General features: G+C 65.6%; 15 protein-coding genes and 3 pseudogenes. 12 read left to right on the top strand and 6 right to left on the bottom strand.

Annotation, left to right across the window (positions count from 1 at the left end; all coding sequences use genetic code 11):
- Positions 1-3: 3 nt before the first annotated feature.
- From KXD97_RS00225 to KXD97_RS00215, 3 genes and pseudogenes are all read right to left on the bottom strand, one after another.
- Complete coding sequence (locus KXD97_RS00225; RefSeq protein ID WP_260754959.1) at positions 4-1959, bottom strand: tyrosine-type recombinase/integrase; 1956 nt, start codon at positions 1957-1959, stop codon at positions 4-6.
- Complete coding sequence (locus KXD97_RS00220) at positions 1956-3011, bottom strand: tyrosine-type recombinase/integrase (RefSeq protein ID WP_260751332.1); 1056 nt, start codon at positions 3009-3011, stop codon at positions 1956-1958. Before KXD97_RS00220 ends, KXD97_RS00225 begins: the two co-directional genes overlap by 4 nt.
- 102 nt (positions 3012-3113) lie before the next feature.
- Positions 3114-4130 (bottom strand): annotated as a pseudogene (locus KXD97_RS00215) (IS256 family transposase); the annotation flags it as partial.
- Between the two features lie 314 nt (positions 4131-4444).
- Between KXD97_RS00215 and KXD97_RS00210 the strand changes: the two are divergent.
- The 6 genes from KXD97_RS00210 to KXD97_RS00185 all read left to right on the top strand — a co-directional run bounded on the left by KXD97_RS00210 (position 4445) and on the right by KXD97_RS00185 (position 7005).
- Entirely contained in the window at positions 4445-4642 is a 198-nt protein-coding gene (locus tag KXD97_RS00210; RefSeq protein WP_260754958.1) for a hypothetical protein, read from the top strand.
- Positions 4639-5103 carry a hypothetical protein gene (locus tag KXD97_RS00205; RefSeq protein ID WP_260754957.1) on the top strand — a complete coding sequence of 155 codons (465 nt, stop codon included), beginning with the start codon at positions 4639-4641 and terminating at the stop codon, positions 5101-5103. Before KXD97_RS00210 ends, KXD97_RS00205 begins: the two co-directional genes overlap by 4 nt.
- Positions 5103-5396 carry a hypothetical protein gene (locus KXD97_RS00200; RefSeq protein WP_260754956.1) on the top strand — a complete coding sequence of 98 codons (294 nt, stop codon included), beginning with the start codon at positions 5103-5105 and terminating at the stop codon, positions 5394-5396. Before KXD97_RS00205 ends, KXD97_RS00200 begins: the two co-directional genes overlap by 1 nt.
- Complete coding sequence (locus tag KXD97_RS00195; protein ID WP_260754955.1) at positions 5393-5710, top strand: hypothetical protein; 318 nt, start codon at positions 5393-5395, stop codon at positions 5708-5710. The genes KXD97_RS00200 and KXD97_RS00195 overlap by 4 nt, the downstream gene beginning before the upstream one ends.
- Positions 5707-6240 (top strand): hypothetical protein, encoded by a 534-nt coding sequence (locus KXD97_RS00190; RefSeq protein ID WP_260754954.1) that lies wholly within the window; start codon positions 5707-5709, stop codon positions 6238-6240. Before KXD97_RS00195 ends, KXD97_RS00190 begins: the two co-directional genes overlap by 4 nt.
- A 135-nt stretch (positions 6241-6375) precedes the next feature.
- Positions 6376-7005 (top strand): phage major capsid protein, encoded by a 630-nt coding sequence (locus tag KXD97_RS00185; RefSeq protein ID WP_260754953.1) that lies wholly within the window; start codon positions 6376-6378, stop codon positions 7003-7005.
- 144 nt (positions 7006-7149) lie between these two features.
- Here KXD97_RS00185 and KXD97_RS00180 read toward each other — a convergent pair.
- Positions 7150-8483: pseudogene (locus tag KXD97_RS00180) on the bottom strand (IS1380 family transposase).
- 6 nt (positions 8484-8489) lie between these two features.
- Between KXD97_RS00180 and KXD97_RS00175 the strand changes: the two are divergent.
- Positions 8490-8939 carry a hypothetical protein gene (locus KXD97_RS00175; RefSeq protein ID WP_260754952.1) on the top strand — a complete coding sequence of 150 codons (450 nt, stop codon included), beginning with the start codon at positions 8490-8492 and terminating at the stop codon, positions 8937-8939.
- A gap of 71 nt (positions 8940-9010) precedes the next feature.
- On the top strand, positions 9011-9244 hold the full coding sequence (locus KXD97_RS00170; protein ID WP_260754951.1) for a GIY-YIG nuclease family protein: 234 nt from the start codon (positions 9011-9013) through the stop codon (positions 9242-9244).
- Between the two features lie 7 nt (positions 9245-9251).
- On the opposite strand, the gene KXD97_RS00165 is transcribed toward KXD97_RS00170, so the two are convergent.
- Positions 9252-10163 (bottom strand): restriction endonuclease, encoded by a 912-nt coding sequence (locus KXD97_RS00165; RefSeq protein WP_260754950.1) that lies wholly within the window; start codon positions 10161-10163, stop codon positions 9252-9254.
- A gap of 130 nt (positions 10164-10293) precedes the next feature.
- Positions 10294-10425, bottom strand: a complete 132-nt coding sequence (locus tag KXD97_RS00160; RefSeq protein ID WP_260754949.1) for a hypothetical protein — start codon at positions 10423-10425, stop codon at positions 10294-10296.
- A gap of 232 nt (positions 10426-10657) precedes the next feature.
- On the opposite strand from KXD97_RS00160, the pseudogene KXD97_RS00155 reads away from it, so the two are divergent.
- From KXD97_RS00155 to KXD97_RS00140, 4 genes and pseudogenes are all read left to right on the top strand, one after another.
- Positions 10658-11691: pseudogene (locus KXD97_RS00155) on the top strand (IS3-like element ISMysp3 family transposase); the annotation flags it as partial.
- A gap of 101 nt (positions 11692-11792) precedes the next feature.
- Positions 11793-12875, top strand: a complete 1083-nt coding sequence (locus KXD97_RS00150; protein WP_260754948.1) for a tyrosine-type recombinase/integrase — start codon at positions 11793-11795, stop codon at positions 12873-12875.
- The gene (locus KXD97_RS00145) at positions 12841-14757 is read left to right on the top strand and encodes a site-specific integrase (protein WP_260754053.1); all 1917 of its coding nucleotides are present in this window, start codon (positions 12841-12843) and stop codon (positions 14755-14757) included. The genes KXD97_RS00150 and KXD97_RS00145 overlap by 35 nt, the downstream gene beginning before the upstream one ends.
- Positions 14754-15053 carry a hypothetical protein gene (locus KXD97_RS00140; RefSeq protein ID WP_260754051.1) on the top strand — a complete coding sequence of 100 codons (300 nt, stop codon included), beginning with the start codon at positions 14754-14756 and terminating at the stop codon, positions 15051-15053. Before KXD97_RS00145 ends, KXD97_RS00140 begins: the two co-directional genes overlap by 4 nt.
- The last annotated feature ends 1 nt before the right edge of the window (position 15054 follow it).

Genomic DNA, 15054 nt, shown 5'->3' with positions numbered 1-15054 from the left:
TGGTCAGCGGTCGAGGCGGTGCAGGTGGTCGGTCAACGCCTCGGCGACACGGTGGTGACGGGCGGCTTCGTCGAGCCAGCCACGGGCGCGGGCATCTGCTTCGAGAGTCTGGATGTCGGTGCGTTGCGCTTCGAGTGCGCCTCGGAACTCGGGGCCGGTGACGAAGTTGTCGCAGGTTTCGCAGATGTTGGCATAGGGGCAGGCGCCGGCACTGTGGTGGCGGGCGCAGTAGCCGTGGGCGACACGTGTTTTGAGCATCTCACTACCGAGCCAGCTGACCGCATCGGGGACGATGGGTTTGCCGACCGGAGTGAGAGTGAACTGTCGTCGCATCTTTCCCATGGCCTGGTCATAGGCATCGCGCAGCGTCGGTGAGGCCAAGGTGGCGTAACGCAAAGTCATCTGCGGGGTGACATGTCCGAGCAGTGCCATCAAGGCCTGCAGGCTCATGCCTGCGTTCGCGAGCTCGGTGGCCCATGTGTGGCGTAGCTGATGCGGGGTTACCACCAGCGGTGCGCCGCCGGTCCCGCGCAGCCCGCAGGACTCGATGGCGGCGAGCAGGCCATTGCGTAACCGCGTCTGTCCGAGACGGCGGCCGTGCGCAACGAACAGGAAATCGGTAGGCGCTCCGGTACGGGGATGCGGCAGTGGGCGGCAAACACCACGTCTGCTGGTCCACTGGTCCAATGCGGCAATGGTGTTGGCCGAGAGCGGAACCATGCGTTCGGTGGCGAGCTTGCCCAACGGAACTTTCAACCAGGTGCCGGCGGGTCCGTAGTCGACGACGCTGCCGAGTTCGAGGTCGAGCAGCTCCCCGATCCGCAGCCCTGCCCCGCGAAGCACTGTCAGCCCGACGCGGGCGAACGTATCCTCCAGCTGGGCAACCGCGTTCATCACCGCGGCGTCGATATCAGGTGGTAGGGCCTGCGGCAGGGGTTGATCGAGTTTCGGGATATCGACGGCGAAGACCAGACGACGCGGCGGTGCCTGCTCCCAGCCCCATTCGGTGATGTCGTCGAGTAGGTTGCGCACGCTCAGTACCGTCGATTGGATCACGGCCTTGGAGATGGTGCGTCCGGCGCCGGCGGCGGCGCGTTGTCCACGCCAGGTGCGGGCGCGATTCCAGACCAGGAAACCCTCGATGTGACTGCGATCCAGATCCCCGAACGAGGTGAGCTCGGGATGAGTGGTGGTGAGATAGTCCGCGAACGGCAGCAAATCGTTGATCAACGATTCGACGGATTTCGGACGCAGCACCGATGCCCGGACGGTGACATAACGCAGCAGCGTCTCCCGGATCAGGTCAGTCATCGCCACGTCGGCGAAGCGTTGGGTGTAGCTGCGGGCCCAACGCCGCCGCCGTGGTGGTGTATCGACGATGCGAGCCTGAAAAAGCATCTGCCGCAACCCGGCTATCCGGTTGCGGTAGGCGCGCCTCGACGATGCCGGAATCGATTGTGTGGCAGCCAGCGCGGTGTCGAACTTGTCGACCGTGCCGTTGTCGACATCGTCGACGAGTCCGCCGTGCCAGGCGAGCAGCACCGCCAGACATTCACCCAAGACCGTCTCGATCCACTGTGGTGTCCAGCCCAAGGCCAGCCCGGCGGTGCGCACGGCGGCGAATCCGCCCGGGTCACGGTCCTCGACGGCTCGTCCCAGACCAGTGAGGTTCTTGACGGCCGCGAGTTCGAGGTCGAGGCGCAACTCGCCCCGGCCAATGACATGACACAGCAGTGGCCAGGCCCCGTTGTTGCGCAGATCGGCCAACCGCTCGACCGCCGGTCTGGTCATCCAGTCCCGCAGATCCGGGTGCTCGGTCAGGAAGGTGCTCGCGCCGCGGGTGCGGCCACGCACCGACCTGCTACTGAGACCAAGGCTGGCAACGTGTTCGAGATAGTCGTCCAGCACCGCATCCGGGTCAGCCAGCAGGTCCATCGATGCGAGCGTCTGGGTGGTCATCGTCGTGTCCCGGCAAGGCTGGCGCGAGCCGCACCGTATTCGGCGGCGAGTTGCTCGACCGACAGGTGCACATATCCGGCGGTGGTTTCCGGGGACACGTGGCCCATCAACTCCCGCAGCGCCATCAGATCGATTCCAGCAGAGGCGAGTTCGGTGCCGTAGGTATGGCGCAGCCGGTGTGGACGTACCCTCGTCGCACCAGACAGGTCTCGGTGCCGCCGAAACAGTGACCGCAGTCCGGCCTCGGTGACCGGGGCCCCCGCGGAGGGTCCGCGCAGCACCACGAAACACTCCTCGGTCGTCAACCCTGGTGGGCGTTCGAGGCGCAGATAGGCCGACAGTTCGGTGAAGAATGCTGCATCGACCGGTACCACCCGCTCCTTCGAGCCTTTACCAAGCACCCGCACCCGCCGTCGACCGAAGTCGATGTCGGCCAACCGCAAGGACCGCACCTCGGCGCTGCGCAGGCCCCCAAAGAGCATCGCCCACACCATCGCCCGATCCCGGTGGGTTCGCAACGACGCCACGAACCGCTCGACTGCATTGGCATCGAGAGACTCGGGCAGTAACCGCGGTTGCCGCACCAGCCGGCCTCCGGCCCGAGGCCGACCCGGGCCCAGATGCCCGAGCAGTCCCCGCGCCACCGGTCTCAGCCCCTGCCCGCGCCGCGGTGAGGGCACCGGGTTCTCGGAGCGCGTCCCGGTCATCACCAGGTACTCGAAGAACGCCCGCACCGCCGAGACCCGCCGGTTGACCGTCGATGCCGCCGCGCTCCCGCCATTCCTTCTCGCCGGGCTGCGCCGGTGGTCACGGCGCACATCCTGCCAGTCGATCCACTCGAACACCTCCACCGGCGTCACCGCCGCCACCGCGAGATCACGGTCCAGCAGGAACCGAGCCAGATTGAGCACATCGAACGCATACGCCCGCACCGTCGCCGCACTGAACCCGCGTCCGGCCAGATGCACCAGGAATGCGTTTGCCGCTGCGCACCCCTCCCACGGGCCATCGATCACATAGCCGTCACTGCTGGTGCGCACCCGAACAGTCATCGCCTACCCCTCTCGGCCCCGCCAGCATGCGCCACACATGACCCGCGGCCTCGAACCTCACGCCGCATCCACAGTCGTGTCGTGGGAGGGCCGGTTAACCGATCGGGGATTGTTGCTCCAGATCTGGCGCCAGATCTGCTTGGGGAACGCGGTGAACGCGAGTAGGTCTGGCCGGGCTGCCTCCAAGTGATCAGCGACCTTGGGCAGTTTGTCGGCGAGCGCGTCGATGGTCCGGTCATATTGTGCAGCAACGGATTCCGCGTCAGGTTGATCGAACACCGAATGCAGCAGCGTGCGTACCCAGGGCCAGGACGCCTTCGGTGTGACGCTCATCAGATTCGTCGTGTAGTGCGTGCGGCAGCGCTGCCAGGCCGCACCGGGCAGAGTGGCTCCGATCGCGGCCACCAGCCCGGCGTGGGCGTCACTGGTAACCAGCTTCACCCCAGACAGCCCGCGGGCGGTCAGCGACCGCCAGAACGTCAGCCAGCCCGCGCCGTCCTCGGCGGTGGTGACGTCGATGCCGAGGATTTCACGGTAGCCCTCGGCGTTGACCCCGACGGCGATCAGGGCGTGCACGTTGACCACCCGGCCCTGCTCGCGGACCTTGAGGACCAGGGCGTCGGCGGCGACGAACGTGTACGGGCCGGCGTCCAGCGGTCGGGTGCGAAACGCTTCCACGGCGACGTCGAGTTCCTTGGCCATCACCGACACCTGCGACTTCGACAACGACGTGATGCCGAGCGTTTCGACGAGCTTGTCCATCCGCCGCGTCGAAACCCCGAGCAGGTAGCAGGTCGCCACCACCGTGGTCAGCGCCCGCTCGGCGCGTTTGCGGCGTTCCAGCAGCCAGTCCGGGAAGTACGAGCCCTGCCGCAGCTTCGGGATTGCGAGATTCAATGTTCCCGCGCGGGTGTCGAATTGGCGGTGCCGGTAGCCGTTGCGGGAATTGGTGCGCTCGGTGCTGCGCTCGCCGTAGCCGGCGCCGCACAGGGCGTCGGCCTCTGCACCCATCAGGGTGTGGATAAACGTGGCCAGCAGCTCACGCAGCACGTCAGGGTGCGCTGTGGTGAGTCGTTCGGCAAGCACGGTGGGCAGGTCGATATTGTGGGCAGTGGTCATCGCGTCGATTCCTTTGCTCGAGTGACTTTGACGGGTCTCTCGAAGAATCACGCGATGACCTTCAATCATTCGGCAACGACACGCCGGTACCGCTGATCAGGTCCGACTCGTACACCACTCTGCTGGACGCAACCCGCCCCTGCCAAGGGTGAACGCAACACCGACGAGGCCGCGCCGCAGCAGGACGTGCAGGCTGTGGCCGCTTTGGAGCCGCCGCCAGAAACCGTGGAGGAAGCGCGGGAACGGCTGCGGTGGAGCAAGCAACGGGCCACGAAAGCGGTTCGTGCATGGCGAGAAAGTGAGGTGAACCTCGGATGACAGTCGAGATCGTCACCAACGCTCTGGGTTGTCCTGGCTGCGCCCGAATGAGCCGGATCAACGCCTGCCTTCGGTTGCGGGAGCTACTGCCCACCAACCGATTTCACCGCAAACCGCGAGAAGTCCCGTGCGCAGATGAGCGACAACAGGTGTCGCGGTTGGTCGGCACGATGGACACCGAGGAGACCCGATGACCGCACCAACGTGGACCACGACACCGCCAGCGCAGGCGTGGGCCGACGCCAACACCGCCGCGCAGCACGCCGCCGAGGGCGACCCGTTGCAGTGCTGCGCAGTCATCGCCGAAAGCCGTTGTGATCCTGGCTGGCTCGTCATCGCCGGGGTGACCCTGCTCGCCGCCGTCCTCGCCGAGGGCGTCGCCGCCGACGAGCTGCGCGCCGAGGTGTGGCGGATCGCCACCGACTCGGGCACGTCCGACTACATGGTGACCGCCAGCTTGGAGGTCGTCGCACTCGCGGAGGCGATGCAGCGCGACGAGCTGCCGATCATGTGGGAGTTGTCCAGCGGCTCGCAGGTGTCGGCGTTCGACCTTGCGCACGGGGCGTGCTCGCTCACCGGGCAGGCGATAGCGGCTGTGGCCGTCGATGTGCCTGGAGTGTTCGACCGGCTGCGCGCCCAGTATTGGGGCCGCTGATGGGTGCTCGTCTCACGGTCGCCGAACCGGGCACAGTCGGGCTGATCGCCGAGATTCTGCGCGGCGTGGCCGCGCTGCCGGGTGCGGCCTGCATCCGCAAGGCCGGTATCTTCTCCGACCCCCGCCGCGTTGGGGAGGCCACAGCGATATGCGCCGAGTGTGGCGCTCTGGAGGCGTGCCGGGTTTGGGCTGCCACGCAACCCGGTCTCGTCGGCGTGGTCGCTGGGAAGCTGCACGCCACCGTGCGCGCGGATGATGGAGACGACGAAAGCTCAAGTGAGGCACGACAATGACTGACAATATTGATCTGTCGGGTATCGGTGCTCACCGACCCTGCCCAGCGCGCGGCATCCTCGTGTTCGACAACCTGCCGCTCGACGTGCAGAACGCCGAGAACTCACGGCAGGAAGCGGACCACCGTAACCGGCACTGGAGGTCGAACGTGACCACCGAGCGGCCCGCGACGCCGACGGAGCGCGCGTTGCTCGCCCACCTCGGCTACGAGCTGCCCGCCACCCTGCTCACCCGCGTGCAGTGGCTCACGGACGGCGTCCGACGCCGTACCTGGCCGCAGATACCCGCCACAACAGAAAGCCTCGCGCCATGACCACGACCACGACCGACACAGACACCGCGCAGGACGACACCGACGGCCAGGCCGGCCACCCTGGACCTGCCAGCACGGACGACAACCGCGCGCCAGCAAGCGAACCCGACGACGACCAGCACGACGATGACCGGGACGACGCCGAGCAGGACGACAACGCCGACGACGGCAGCCGCGCCAACCGGGAGAAGCGGTACCGGCTGCGCCTGCGCGACGCCGAACGCCAGCGCGACGAACTGGCCGACACCCTGACTCGCACCCGACGGACCATCGTGTCCTCCGTGGTGGCTGGCAGAGGATACGCACCGAGGGTGGCCGAGCTGGTCGCCGCGGACATGGACGAGCTGCTGGACGACAACGGCATCCCCGACACCGAGAAGATCGTGAGCACCCTCGCGGCGGTCGTCGCTGACTACGGGTTCGCTCGTCAGCCGAGAACGCCAGCGCCGAACCTCCAGCAAGGTTCGACCAACGGCGGTGCAGGCAATGCGGGTAAAGCGTCGTGGGCAGGCGCGATCAAGGGCAGCTAGTAGACTCGCCATTGCGGGGCCGGCTGCGCGTCGCAGCCACCCGCGACAGGTTCGCCTCCGTGAGGCACACCGGCTTGAGTGTTGACCGCTCGCCGCGACATCCGCCCAAACATGCCGTCACGGAAGGCAATCCCCATGACCACGAACAGCACCAACGCTGCCGCCATCCTCACCCCCGAGCAGGTCGCCGCACTTGTCGTACAGCCGCTCATCACCAGCTCGGTCGCAATGGTCACCTCCACGGTCGTGCAGACCGACAGCCACTCGATGCGCTTCCCGGTCGTCGTCTCCGACCCCGACACCGCGTGGGTGCCCGAGGGTGCGGAGATCCCCGTCTCCGACCCCGATGTCGAGGAAGTGCTTGTCACCCCGTCCGGTCTCAAGGGTTTGACCGTGGTCAGTAACGAGCTGGTCGCCGACTCCGACCCGTCCGCGCTCGACGTTGTCGGGCAAGGACTTGTCCGCGACCTGCGAACCAAGCTCGACGCCGCATGGCTCGGCGACACGGTCACCAACGGACCCAACGGGCTGGAGTCCCTGACCGGAGTAACCGAGACCGCCCTGACGTTCGACGGCTCACTCGATGTCATCGCCGAGGCCGTCTCGCTGGCCGAGAATGCGGGCGCGCCCACGATCCACCCCGTCGACGGGCTGCCCAACTTCTCCCTCGTCGCCAACCCGGTCGACGTGCTCGCCCTTTCCACCGCCAAGGTCAGCACCGACAGCAATCAGCCGCTGCTAGCCCGGATTTTTCGTCGAGGGTGATGGCAGTCGTGCGTTGAGATGCGATTGCGTCGCGAATCCGGTTGTGTGGTTCTGGGTATGGCGGGGTGGTCCCGTGTCGCCGGGTGGTGCGGGCTTTCCCAGTGCCGGTGGGTCTTTCGTGGTCGGTGGGTCAGGGGGCTTCGGTCATCGGAAGGCGGTGCGGATGGCTTGCCAGGCGGCCGCGATCTGGGCGGCCCAGCGCCAGGTGGCGTCGATACGTAGTCGGGTTCGGCGGGCGCCGCGGGTGATCCGGGCGGCCACGTGCAGGACCCGGTAGCGGAAGGTGGCGATCTCGGCGCGAGCCAGACCGGTGTGCTCACGGAATCCCAGAAGTCGGCACCAGGTGACCAGGTCGGCTGCGGCCAGGACGATTTCGAGCCAGGCGGCGTTGGGCCAGAAACCGTGGCACGGCAGATTCCGCAGTCCGGCGGCTTTGAGATCGCGGATGCGGTCCTCGACGCGAGCATGTTGGCGATGCCGTAACTCCAGGCCCGCGACCTGTCCAGGGACAATGCCGGGTTCGGTGTCGGTGATGAACGCGGTGACGCGCATGCCGTCGGCGTCGGTGAACCGCAGTTGTGCACCGGGGTGGGGGCGTTCTTTACGCAGGATCAACCGTGTCCCAGGCGGCCAGGAGTCCAGGTTGACCAAGGTGGTGGCCTCGGCGACCCAGGCGCCGTCGCGGATCCCGCCTTCGGTGTCGACTGCTGGGTACCAGCCGTCGGCGAGGTTGAGGGTGTCGACGGCATCTTGGACGCGGGTATCGACGGGATAGCCGAAGGAGAATCCCACCCCTGATCGCGGCAGGCGTCGGCGAATTTGTGGGTGGCTCCGGCGGTGTCGCAGCGCACCAGAACTCTCGGCTGGTCGGGATCATCGCCAGCACTGGGGTCGGGTCGCCATCGTGGCGGCAACGCTGCCAGCGCCTGCGCCAGGACGATGATGTGGTCGGAGGCGGTGTTGGAGCCGGCGTTGCCGGTGCGCAGCAGCCCGGCCAGGGCTTCGCCGCCGGCGATCTCGGAGCGATCCAGAAACGCCAGCAGCGGGTGATGGCCGAAGGTCTTCTTCCACGTCGGCGTGGCGCCGTGCTTGTTGTCGGAGTGATCGATGACCAGGGTGGCGTCGATGTCGATGTGCAGCCACTCGCCGGCAGTTGGGGCGGCGCCGGCAGCCCACGCTGCTGCTCGCGCCGCGGACCGGGCTGCTCGCACGGCAGGCAGGTGGGCGGCGTCGATGCGCTGATCCACCAGCCGCCACATGGTGGTCGTGGAGGCTTTCGCGCCGAAGGCGTGTTCACGGTCGCCGCAGAGTTGGCCCACGGCGTCGATGCAGTCTGCGCCGTCGGCGACCGCGGCGGCCAGATCGGCGAACACCTCGCCGGGCGCGTACACCCACGGGCCGCGGTAGGTGTCGGCCAACGCGGCAGTGACCTGCGTCGATAGCCCGGTTCGGTCGGCGAGTTCCCGCAACATCGCCATCCCGGCATGCGACACGACGCCCTGGCCGTCGGCGGACACTTTGACCCTCGATGCGGCCGCGATATTCTTCACCTGCGAGGTGCCTTCCCGCTGGAACGATTGAACCCTAGAGAAGTCCAATTATTCCTTGCAGGACAGGCACTTTCGCGTATCTACACCCCATCGAACGCAAACTTCCGCGAAAAATCCGGGCTAGGAGTCGACGCCACCGCCGTCACCGGACGCACCGCGCTCGGCGTTCGCATCCACTCCGCACCTGCGTGCGCGCAGGGCACCGCGTGGCTCATCCCGAGAGACCGCGTGTTCGTCGTGCTGCGCAACGATCCCGAGGTCGTGTCGGACCCGTCTCCGTTTTTCTCCAGCTACAGGACTGCAATCCGCGCGGTGCTGCGAGTCGGGTTCGCCTTCCCCCACGAGGCAGCCGTCGTGCGCGTGGGCATGGACGGCGGGTCGTAAGCGCGGATAAGTTCGGTCGATGACGCGCAAGCAGGTGTACAAGATCACTTATCCGAACGGAATGATCTACGTTGGCCTGGATCACCGTCAGTGTGACGTATTTCGGCAGTCCTAGCGCCAAGGCGCGGATTGAAGCTGATCTAGGGGAGGGACGGCTGGACTACACCGCGCGCAAGCAAATCTTTTGGGAGTCTGAAACAGCTACCGACGCCGAGGTGCGCGCGATGGAATTCGCGATGATTCGGGAGAGCGGTTCGAACAATCCGGCGATTGGATACAACATCATGCCGCGCTGGAGCGGCTAAAAGGTACTCATTCCTCGAAGGTTTCCTCGTCAATTTGCTTCAGCTCGAACGTCTCTCGCACCTGGACCCCGACGTTGTACCTCACCATAAGCTTCGTGAGTTCCTTGCCGTCGATGAGCCGAAGCCGCATCGCGACATTCTCGGCGAACTGCTTGGCACCCGGCGAAAATCTTCCGGTGGTGACAAATACGCCGCGACTCGTCTGGGCGCCCTGTAAGGCCCCGACGAACGCCTGAATGTCAGGACGCGAAACGGTGTTGTCCTTGTCGTACCGCTTGGCCTGAACACCGACGAGATCAAGTCCGAGGGCATCCTGTCGGACGATCCCGTCGAGGCCGCTGTCTCCAGGCTTGCCGGTGTGCTCCAGCAGCGACTCGCGACCGCCGTACCCCATCGCTCGGAGCAGCTTCAAGGACAGAGTTTCCAGGAAGATTGGCGGTTGAGCCAAGATCCGGTCGAGCAGTTCTGCCGCCAAGGCGTCGTAGGAGGCTTCCACCAGAGCGCCAACGGCCTCACTAGGCGACAGCTCACTTTCGATGACGTTGTCGTCGGACTTTTCCTGTTTCTCGCTCTTGCTGCGATTTCGAAACTCTTGCCATTCGGGGAACTGCGCGAGGACGTGGAGGTCCACCCTGTCGGGATGCTCTAGCAGCACCTGCTTGCCGCGTTCGGACAACAGATGCCGCCCTCTCTCGGGCCGAAGAAGGAGTTGAGCTTGAGCCATGTGCGTTATCGCCCACGCCACCCTGTTGGTAAATAGCTCCTGTTTGCCGCTAGGCAGCATCACCTGACGGTCCTCGTCTGAAATATTGAGCGCAGCCGCGACGGTATCTCGGATCTGCGCGTGCGACTTTGGCTCATCGCCCTGTATCGCGACGAGGACTGGGCGCATCAAACTCTGGAAATCAGGTATCCCCACGATGACGACAGTAGCTACCGCCCTGGGGGTATGACCCCCGAACACGCTTCGACTGCGAGCGCGCGCGCTCTCGCTAAGGTTGGCGACATGTCTGGAAGTTTCGGCTTCTGACTCAGTTGTAGGACCGTCGTCAGCCGGTCTGTTGACGACTCGCTATCCAATCGGCCAGGGCCTGATCTAGTGCGGCGTCCTTTGTGATGCGCAGGTTATCGGCTGTTGCTAAAAACTGCCGCGTCAGGTCTGGATCGGCGTTGGCTTTCACGGGTTGACGTTGGGAGGTAACACGTGATGTGTGCTGCACCTGTCGCAGTTCCTCGGCGGGAAAAGACTCCATTAGTTGTAGGTAGTCCGCGTGCCTCGGGATCATGGTGTCCCCTTTTGCAAACCACTTCAGAACCTTGTTCCGAGCCGAGTTTCGGCAGATGCCCCGGTTATGTACGTAGTGAACCATCCCGCGTTTGATGCGCACCTCCTTCCTTGGGAAGGTGCATGTCATGCCGAGCAAGTACGACCCGGAGACCCGAGCGAAGGCGGTCCGTCTGGTGCGCGAGCACCGGGAGGACTATCCGAGCGAGTGGGCGGCGATTACCGCGGTGTCCAAACGGTTGGGGATGAACGCCGAGACGCTGCGTAATTGGATTCGCCAGCAACAGGTCGATGACGGTGATCGAGACGGGGTCTCTTCGGAGGCGGCTGCGGAGATCCGGGCGTTGAAACGGCGTAACGCCGAGCTGGAGCAGACTATCGAAATCCTCAAGGCGGCAACGTCTTTCTTCGTGCGGGAGAGCGACCCGCGCAGCCGCCGCTGACCGCTACGGTCTGCGAGTTCATCGCCGCCCACCGGGACCGTTTCGGGGTCGCTCCGATCTGCCGCGTGCTCACCGAGCACGCCGTGCCGATCGCCCCGCGGACATTTCATGCCTGGGCGGTGCGGGCGCCCTCGAAACGGGCCCTGTGGGACGCCACGATCACCGAGATCCTAGCCGGCTACTACGAGCCTGATGAGCACGGACGCCGCAGGCCCGAGTCGCTGTACGGGTCGCTGAAGATGTGGGCCCATCTGCAGCGTCAGGGCATCCCGGTGGCCAAGTCCACCGTGGAACGCCTGATGCGCAAGAACGGCTGGCAAGGCGTGCGCCGCCAGAAGAGGGTCCGCACCACGATCCCCGACCCGGAGGCGGTGCGACCGCCGGACCTGGTGGACCGCCAGTTCGGGGTGGCCGCACCCAACGTGCTGCTCGTGGCCGACTTCACCTACGTCAAGCTCGTCACCGGCGTGTTCGTCTACGTCGCGTTCGTCATCGACGCCTACGCCGGGTCGATCGTGGGCTGGGAAGCCTCGGCGTCCAAGCACACCCGCTTCGTCGAATCCGCGCTGCGTCAGGCCGCTGCACTGCGTGCCCGCCAAGGCCATCCCGTCGACGGCGCAATCCATCACAGCGACGCCGGCTCGCAGTACACGAGTGTGAGATTCGGTGAGACACTGAGCCTTTCGGAAATTCGCCCGTCCGTGGGCAGTGTTGGGGATTGCCTGTTGACCGGCTAATCCGGGAGAATGCAGGCACGTAAACGACACGCCAGCAAGGAAAATGCTTGACTGGCGGTAGGCGGCGGGGTTGCACTTGTCTTATGGCGATTCAGCATCAGCTGCGTCTGCACCCAGGCACCGATGTCGCCTGGGTGTTGTCCGGTCCGGGCTGTGAGAAGTACGCGTTGGTCAACGAGTACCTGGGGTATTTGGCCGACCGGAATTATTCTCCCCGCACGCTGCGGGCCTACGGCTATGACCTGCTGGCATTCTGCCGTTGGCTCGACGACGTCGATGTCACATTGAGTGCGGTGACCACCGAGACGGTGCTGGACTTCATGCGGCACTGCCGGCAGACTCCGATCGCGGGGCGCCCCGCCAATGTGGTGTCGATGACCGGCGCGGCCTACGACCACTACTCGTCGACGACCATCAACCACCGCCTTGCCGCATTGACCGGCCTGTACCAGTTCCGCGAACTGCGTGACCCCAGGCTGCGGAGCCCGATCCCTAGTGGCCGCGAAGCCCGTCGGGTCAGCGCTGAGGAACGCACCGGCTTGCTTGGACATTTGGTCCGGCCCAAACGCCGATCGGCGCTGCGGCTGCGCGAACCGCGTCGGCTGCCGCGGGCCTTGAATCGTCACGAGACCGCTCAGCTGTTATCGAGCCTGCGGACGTGGCGTGACCGGGCACTGGCTGGGCTGATGTTGTTGTCCGGGCTTCGATCTGGAGAACTGCTGACCCTCAACGTGACCGATGTCGATATCGGTGCCCGCTGGGTGAAGGTGATGGGCAAAGGCGCCAAGGAGCGCCGCGTGCCTCTCGATGTGGAGGTCGCCGGGCTGATCCAAACCTATCTGCTCGTTGAAAGACCCGAATCGGACAGCAACCTCCTATTCCTGGTCGCGAAAGGCCCGCATCGGGGCCAACCCTTGACCGCGGCCGGTTTACGCACAATCTTCCGGTATCACCGAGCCAAGACCGGGGTGCTCGCGGGTCACCCGCATGCGTTACGACATACCTTCGGCACCGCGATGGCCGAGGCCGGGGTGGATCTGGCGGTGATGCAAGCTCTGCTCGGGCACTCCCACATCGACACCATAGCCCGCTACATCCATCTGGCACCCATCCACGTCAAGGCGGAATACGATGCTGCCCGAACACGATTACGTTCCCGCCCCTGAAACACCGGCGCAGATCTACGCTGCCTACCTGGTTCACCTACAACGCCGGGACCGCGGCAACACCGCTTATGCCCAAGCCGCCCGATCGTTTCTACGGCGCTGGCCCCGAGTCCAGACCTGGGCCGACATCCCACTGCAGCAGCAGTTGGCGGCGAACTGTTCGACGCGGCCGTTTATCACGTTCCTGATGGTCAGCCGACGGCTGCAACCGGGTTACGACTACCTCGTGCACCGCAAACTCTGCAGCCTCTGGCACGAGCTGACCGACAGCTGCCTGCAACCCGACCTCGATCAGTTCCTGCGCGCAGCAGCCGAATTGGGTTTCAGTCAGCGGGTCGCTTCGGCGATCGGCTCGCAGATCATCGCCCGCCTGCTGATCCAGACCGCCCGCCCCCTGGCCGATCTGCGGGAACATGATCTGCAAGAGTTGCTGCACGCTTGCGATAGCCGACAGGAACGCACCGGCCGCGGTGCCAGGCACTATCGCAGCACCACCCACAGTGCCCGCCAGATCCTGTTCCACCTCGGCATCCTCGACGACCAAGCACCTCCGGCGGTCGCCCCGTTGACCCTCGAGGAGCGCATGGCCGACGTCCCGGCGGCGCTGCGGCCGGAGTTCGTGGCCTATCTGAACCGCAAATACGCCACCTGCGTGCCCAAAACGGTCAGCTCCCTGGCCACCCGATTGGCACATTTCGGCCGCTACCTCGCCGCCACCGACCCCAGCCTGACCTCGCTGAACCAACTGGACCGCCGCCGGCACATCGAGCCGTTCATCACCTCGCTGACCACCGCCACCAACAGCGTCACCGGTGAGCCGATCACCATCGCCGACCGGATCCGACGCATCCACGCGGTGGGCAACTTCCTGGCCGAAATCACCGAATGGGGATGGGACGACGCCCCACCGCGGCGCCTGATCTTCCGCACCGACATGCCGCGGCCACCCCGCTGTCTGCCCCGATATCTACCGGTCGATGCAGACCGCACACTCACTGCCGCCCTGGCGAAATCACCTTACCGACTCGCCGCTGACGCCCTGCTGGTGCAGCGGGCCTGCGGACTGCGCATCGGTGAACTGCTCGACCTCGAACTCGACTGCATCCACGAGATCCCGGGCCAGGGATCGTGGCTCAAAGTTCCCCTCGGCAAGCTCAACTCCGAACGCATGATCCCCGTCGACGACGAGGTCCTCACCCTCGTGGACCGCATCACCACAACCCGCTCCTGCGGGCGACCGATGATCCATCCCCGCACCGGCGCCCCCGCCGACTTCCTGTTCACTCACCACGGGAAAAGACTGTCCCAGAACGCAATACGCGAAGAACTGAACCGGGCAGCCCAAGCTGCTGGCCTAGGACACATCACACCGCATCAACTGCGACACACCTATGCCACTGCACTGATCAACGCTGGAGTATCGCTGCAGGCCCTCATGGCACTGCTGGGCCACGTCTCCTCCCAGATGAGTCTGCGATATGCCCACCTCTTCGACCACACCGTACGCACCGAATACGAACGCGCCTTGGACCTGGCCAAAAGTCATATCGGAGCGCTGCCCACCACCACCGCAGTCGGGTTGCCGCTGACCGATATCACCGGCACCGGCTGGAAAGACACCCCGGCCATCAAATCCCGCCTGGCCGGCGGATACTGCCTACGCGCACCCGCGCAAGGGTCCTGCCCGTATGCCAACATCTGCGAACACTGTCCCAGCTTCCACACCGACGCCACCCACCTCGCTGTCCTTGCCGCCCAACGCATCGACGCCCACGATCTGGCCGTAGACGCAGAAAAACGGGGATGGATCAACGAAGCCGACCGCCACCGCAAGCTCGTCTCCCGACTCGACGCGCTCATCACCGCAGCGGCATCCGCATGAACGAACCCGCCCTGCTGCGCGTCGAACGGGTCTGCGCCAACCTCGCCACCGCCGGCCAGCCCATCACCTTCACCGCCGTCGCCGAGCACGCCCAGATCAGCCGCGCCACCCTCTACCGCGACCGCCAGCTCCGCGCCATCGTCGACGAACACCGCACCCGACAAACCGACGCCCGCACCCTCACCGGCCTGGCCACCGACGTCGCCCACCTACGCACCGCCGTCGAAGCACTCGCCGCACGCGTCAAACGCCACGACGAACAACTCCGCAAACTCACCACACCACCCCGACAATGAA

This window comes from Mycobacterium sp. SMC-8 (assembly GCF_025263565.1).
Taxonomy (GTDB): domain Bacteria; phylum Actinomycetota; class Actinomycetes; order Mycobacteriales; family Mycobacteriaceae; genus Mycobacterium.
The sequence above is the reverse complement of the archived record's forward strand: the minus strand, read 5'-3'. Positions and strand labels throughout refer to the sequence as shown.

Bases quoted from the DNA above. Each gene is read 5' to 3' on its own strand.
- KXD97_RS00195 (WP_260754955.1), top strand. From the start codon at position 5,393: ATGACTGACAATATTGATCTGTCGGGTATCGGTGCTCACCGACCCTGC.
- KXD97_RS00190 (WP_260754954.1), top strand. From the start codon at position 5,707: ATGACCACGACCACGACCGACACAGACACCGCGCAGGACGACACCGAC.
- KXD97_RS00150 (WP_260754948.1), top strand. From the start codon at position 11,793: ATGGCGATTCAGCATCAGCTGCGTCTGCACCCAGGCACCGATGTCGCC.
- KXD97_RS00185 (WP_260754953.1), top strand. From the start codon at position 6,376: ATGACCACGAACAGCACCAACGCTGCCGCCATCCTCACCCCCGAGCAG.
- KXD97_RS00210 (WP_260754958.1), top strand. From the start codon at position 4,445: ATGACAGTCGAGATCGTCACCAACGCTCTGGGTTGTCCTGGCTGCGCC.
- KXD97_RS00200 (WP_260754956.1), top strand. From the start codon at position 5,103: ATGGGTGCTCGTCTCACGGTCGCCGAACCGGGCACAGTCGGGCTGATC.
- KXD97_RS00220 (WP_260751332.1), bottom strand. From the start codon at position 3,011: ATGACTGTTCGGGTGCGCACCAGCAGTGACGGCTATGTGATCGATGGC.
- KXD97_RS00225 (WP_260754959.1), bottom strand. From the start codon at position 1,959: ATGACCACCCAGACGCTCGCATCGATGGACCTGCTGGCTGACCCGGAT.
- KXD97_RS00140 (WP_260754051.1), top strand. From the start codon at position 14,754: ATGAACGAACCCGCCCTGCTGCGCGTCGAACGGGTCTGCGCCAACCTC.
- KXD97_RS00205 (WP_260754957.1), top strand. From the start codon at position 4,639: ATGACCGCACCAACGTGGACCACGACACCGCCAGCGCAGGCGTGGGCC.
- KXD97_RS00175 (WP_260754952.1), top strand. From the start codon at position 8,490: ATGCGACACGACGCCCTGGCCGTCGGCGGACACTTTGACCCTCGATGC.
- KXD97_RS00145 (WP_260754053.1), top strand. From the start codon at position 12,841: ATGCTGCCCGAACACGATTACGTTCCCGCCCCTGAAACACCGGCGCAG.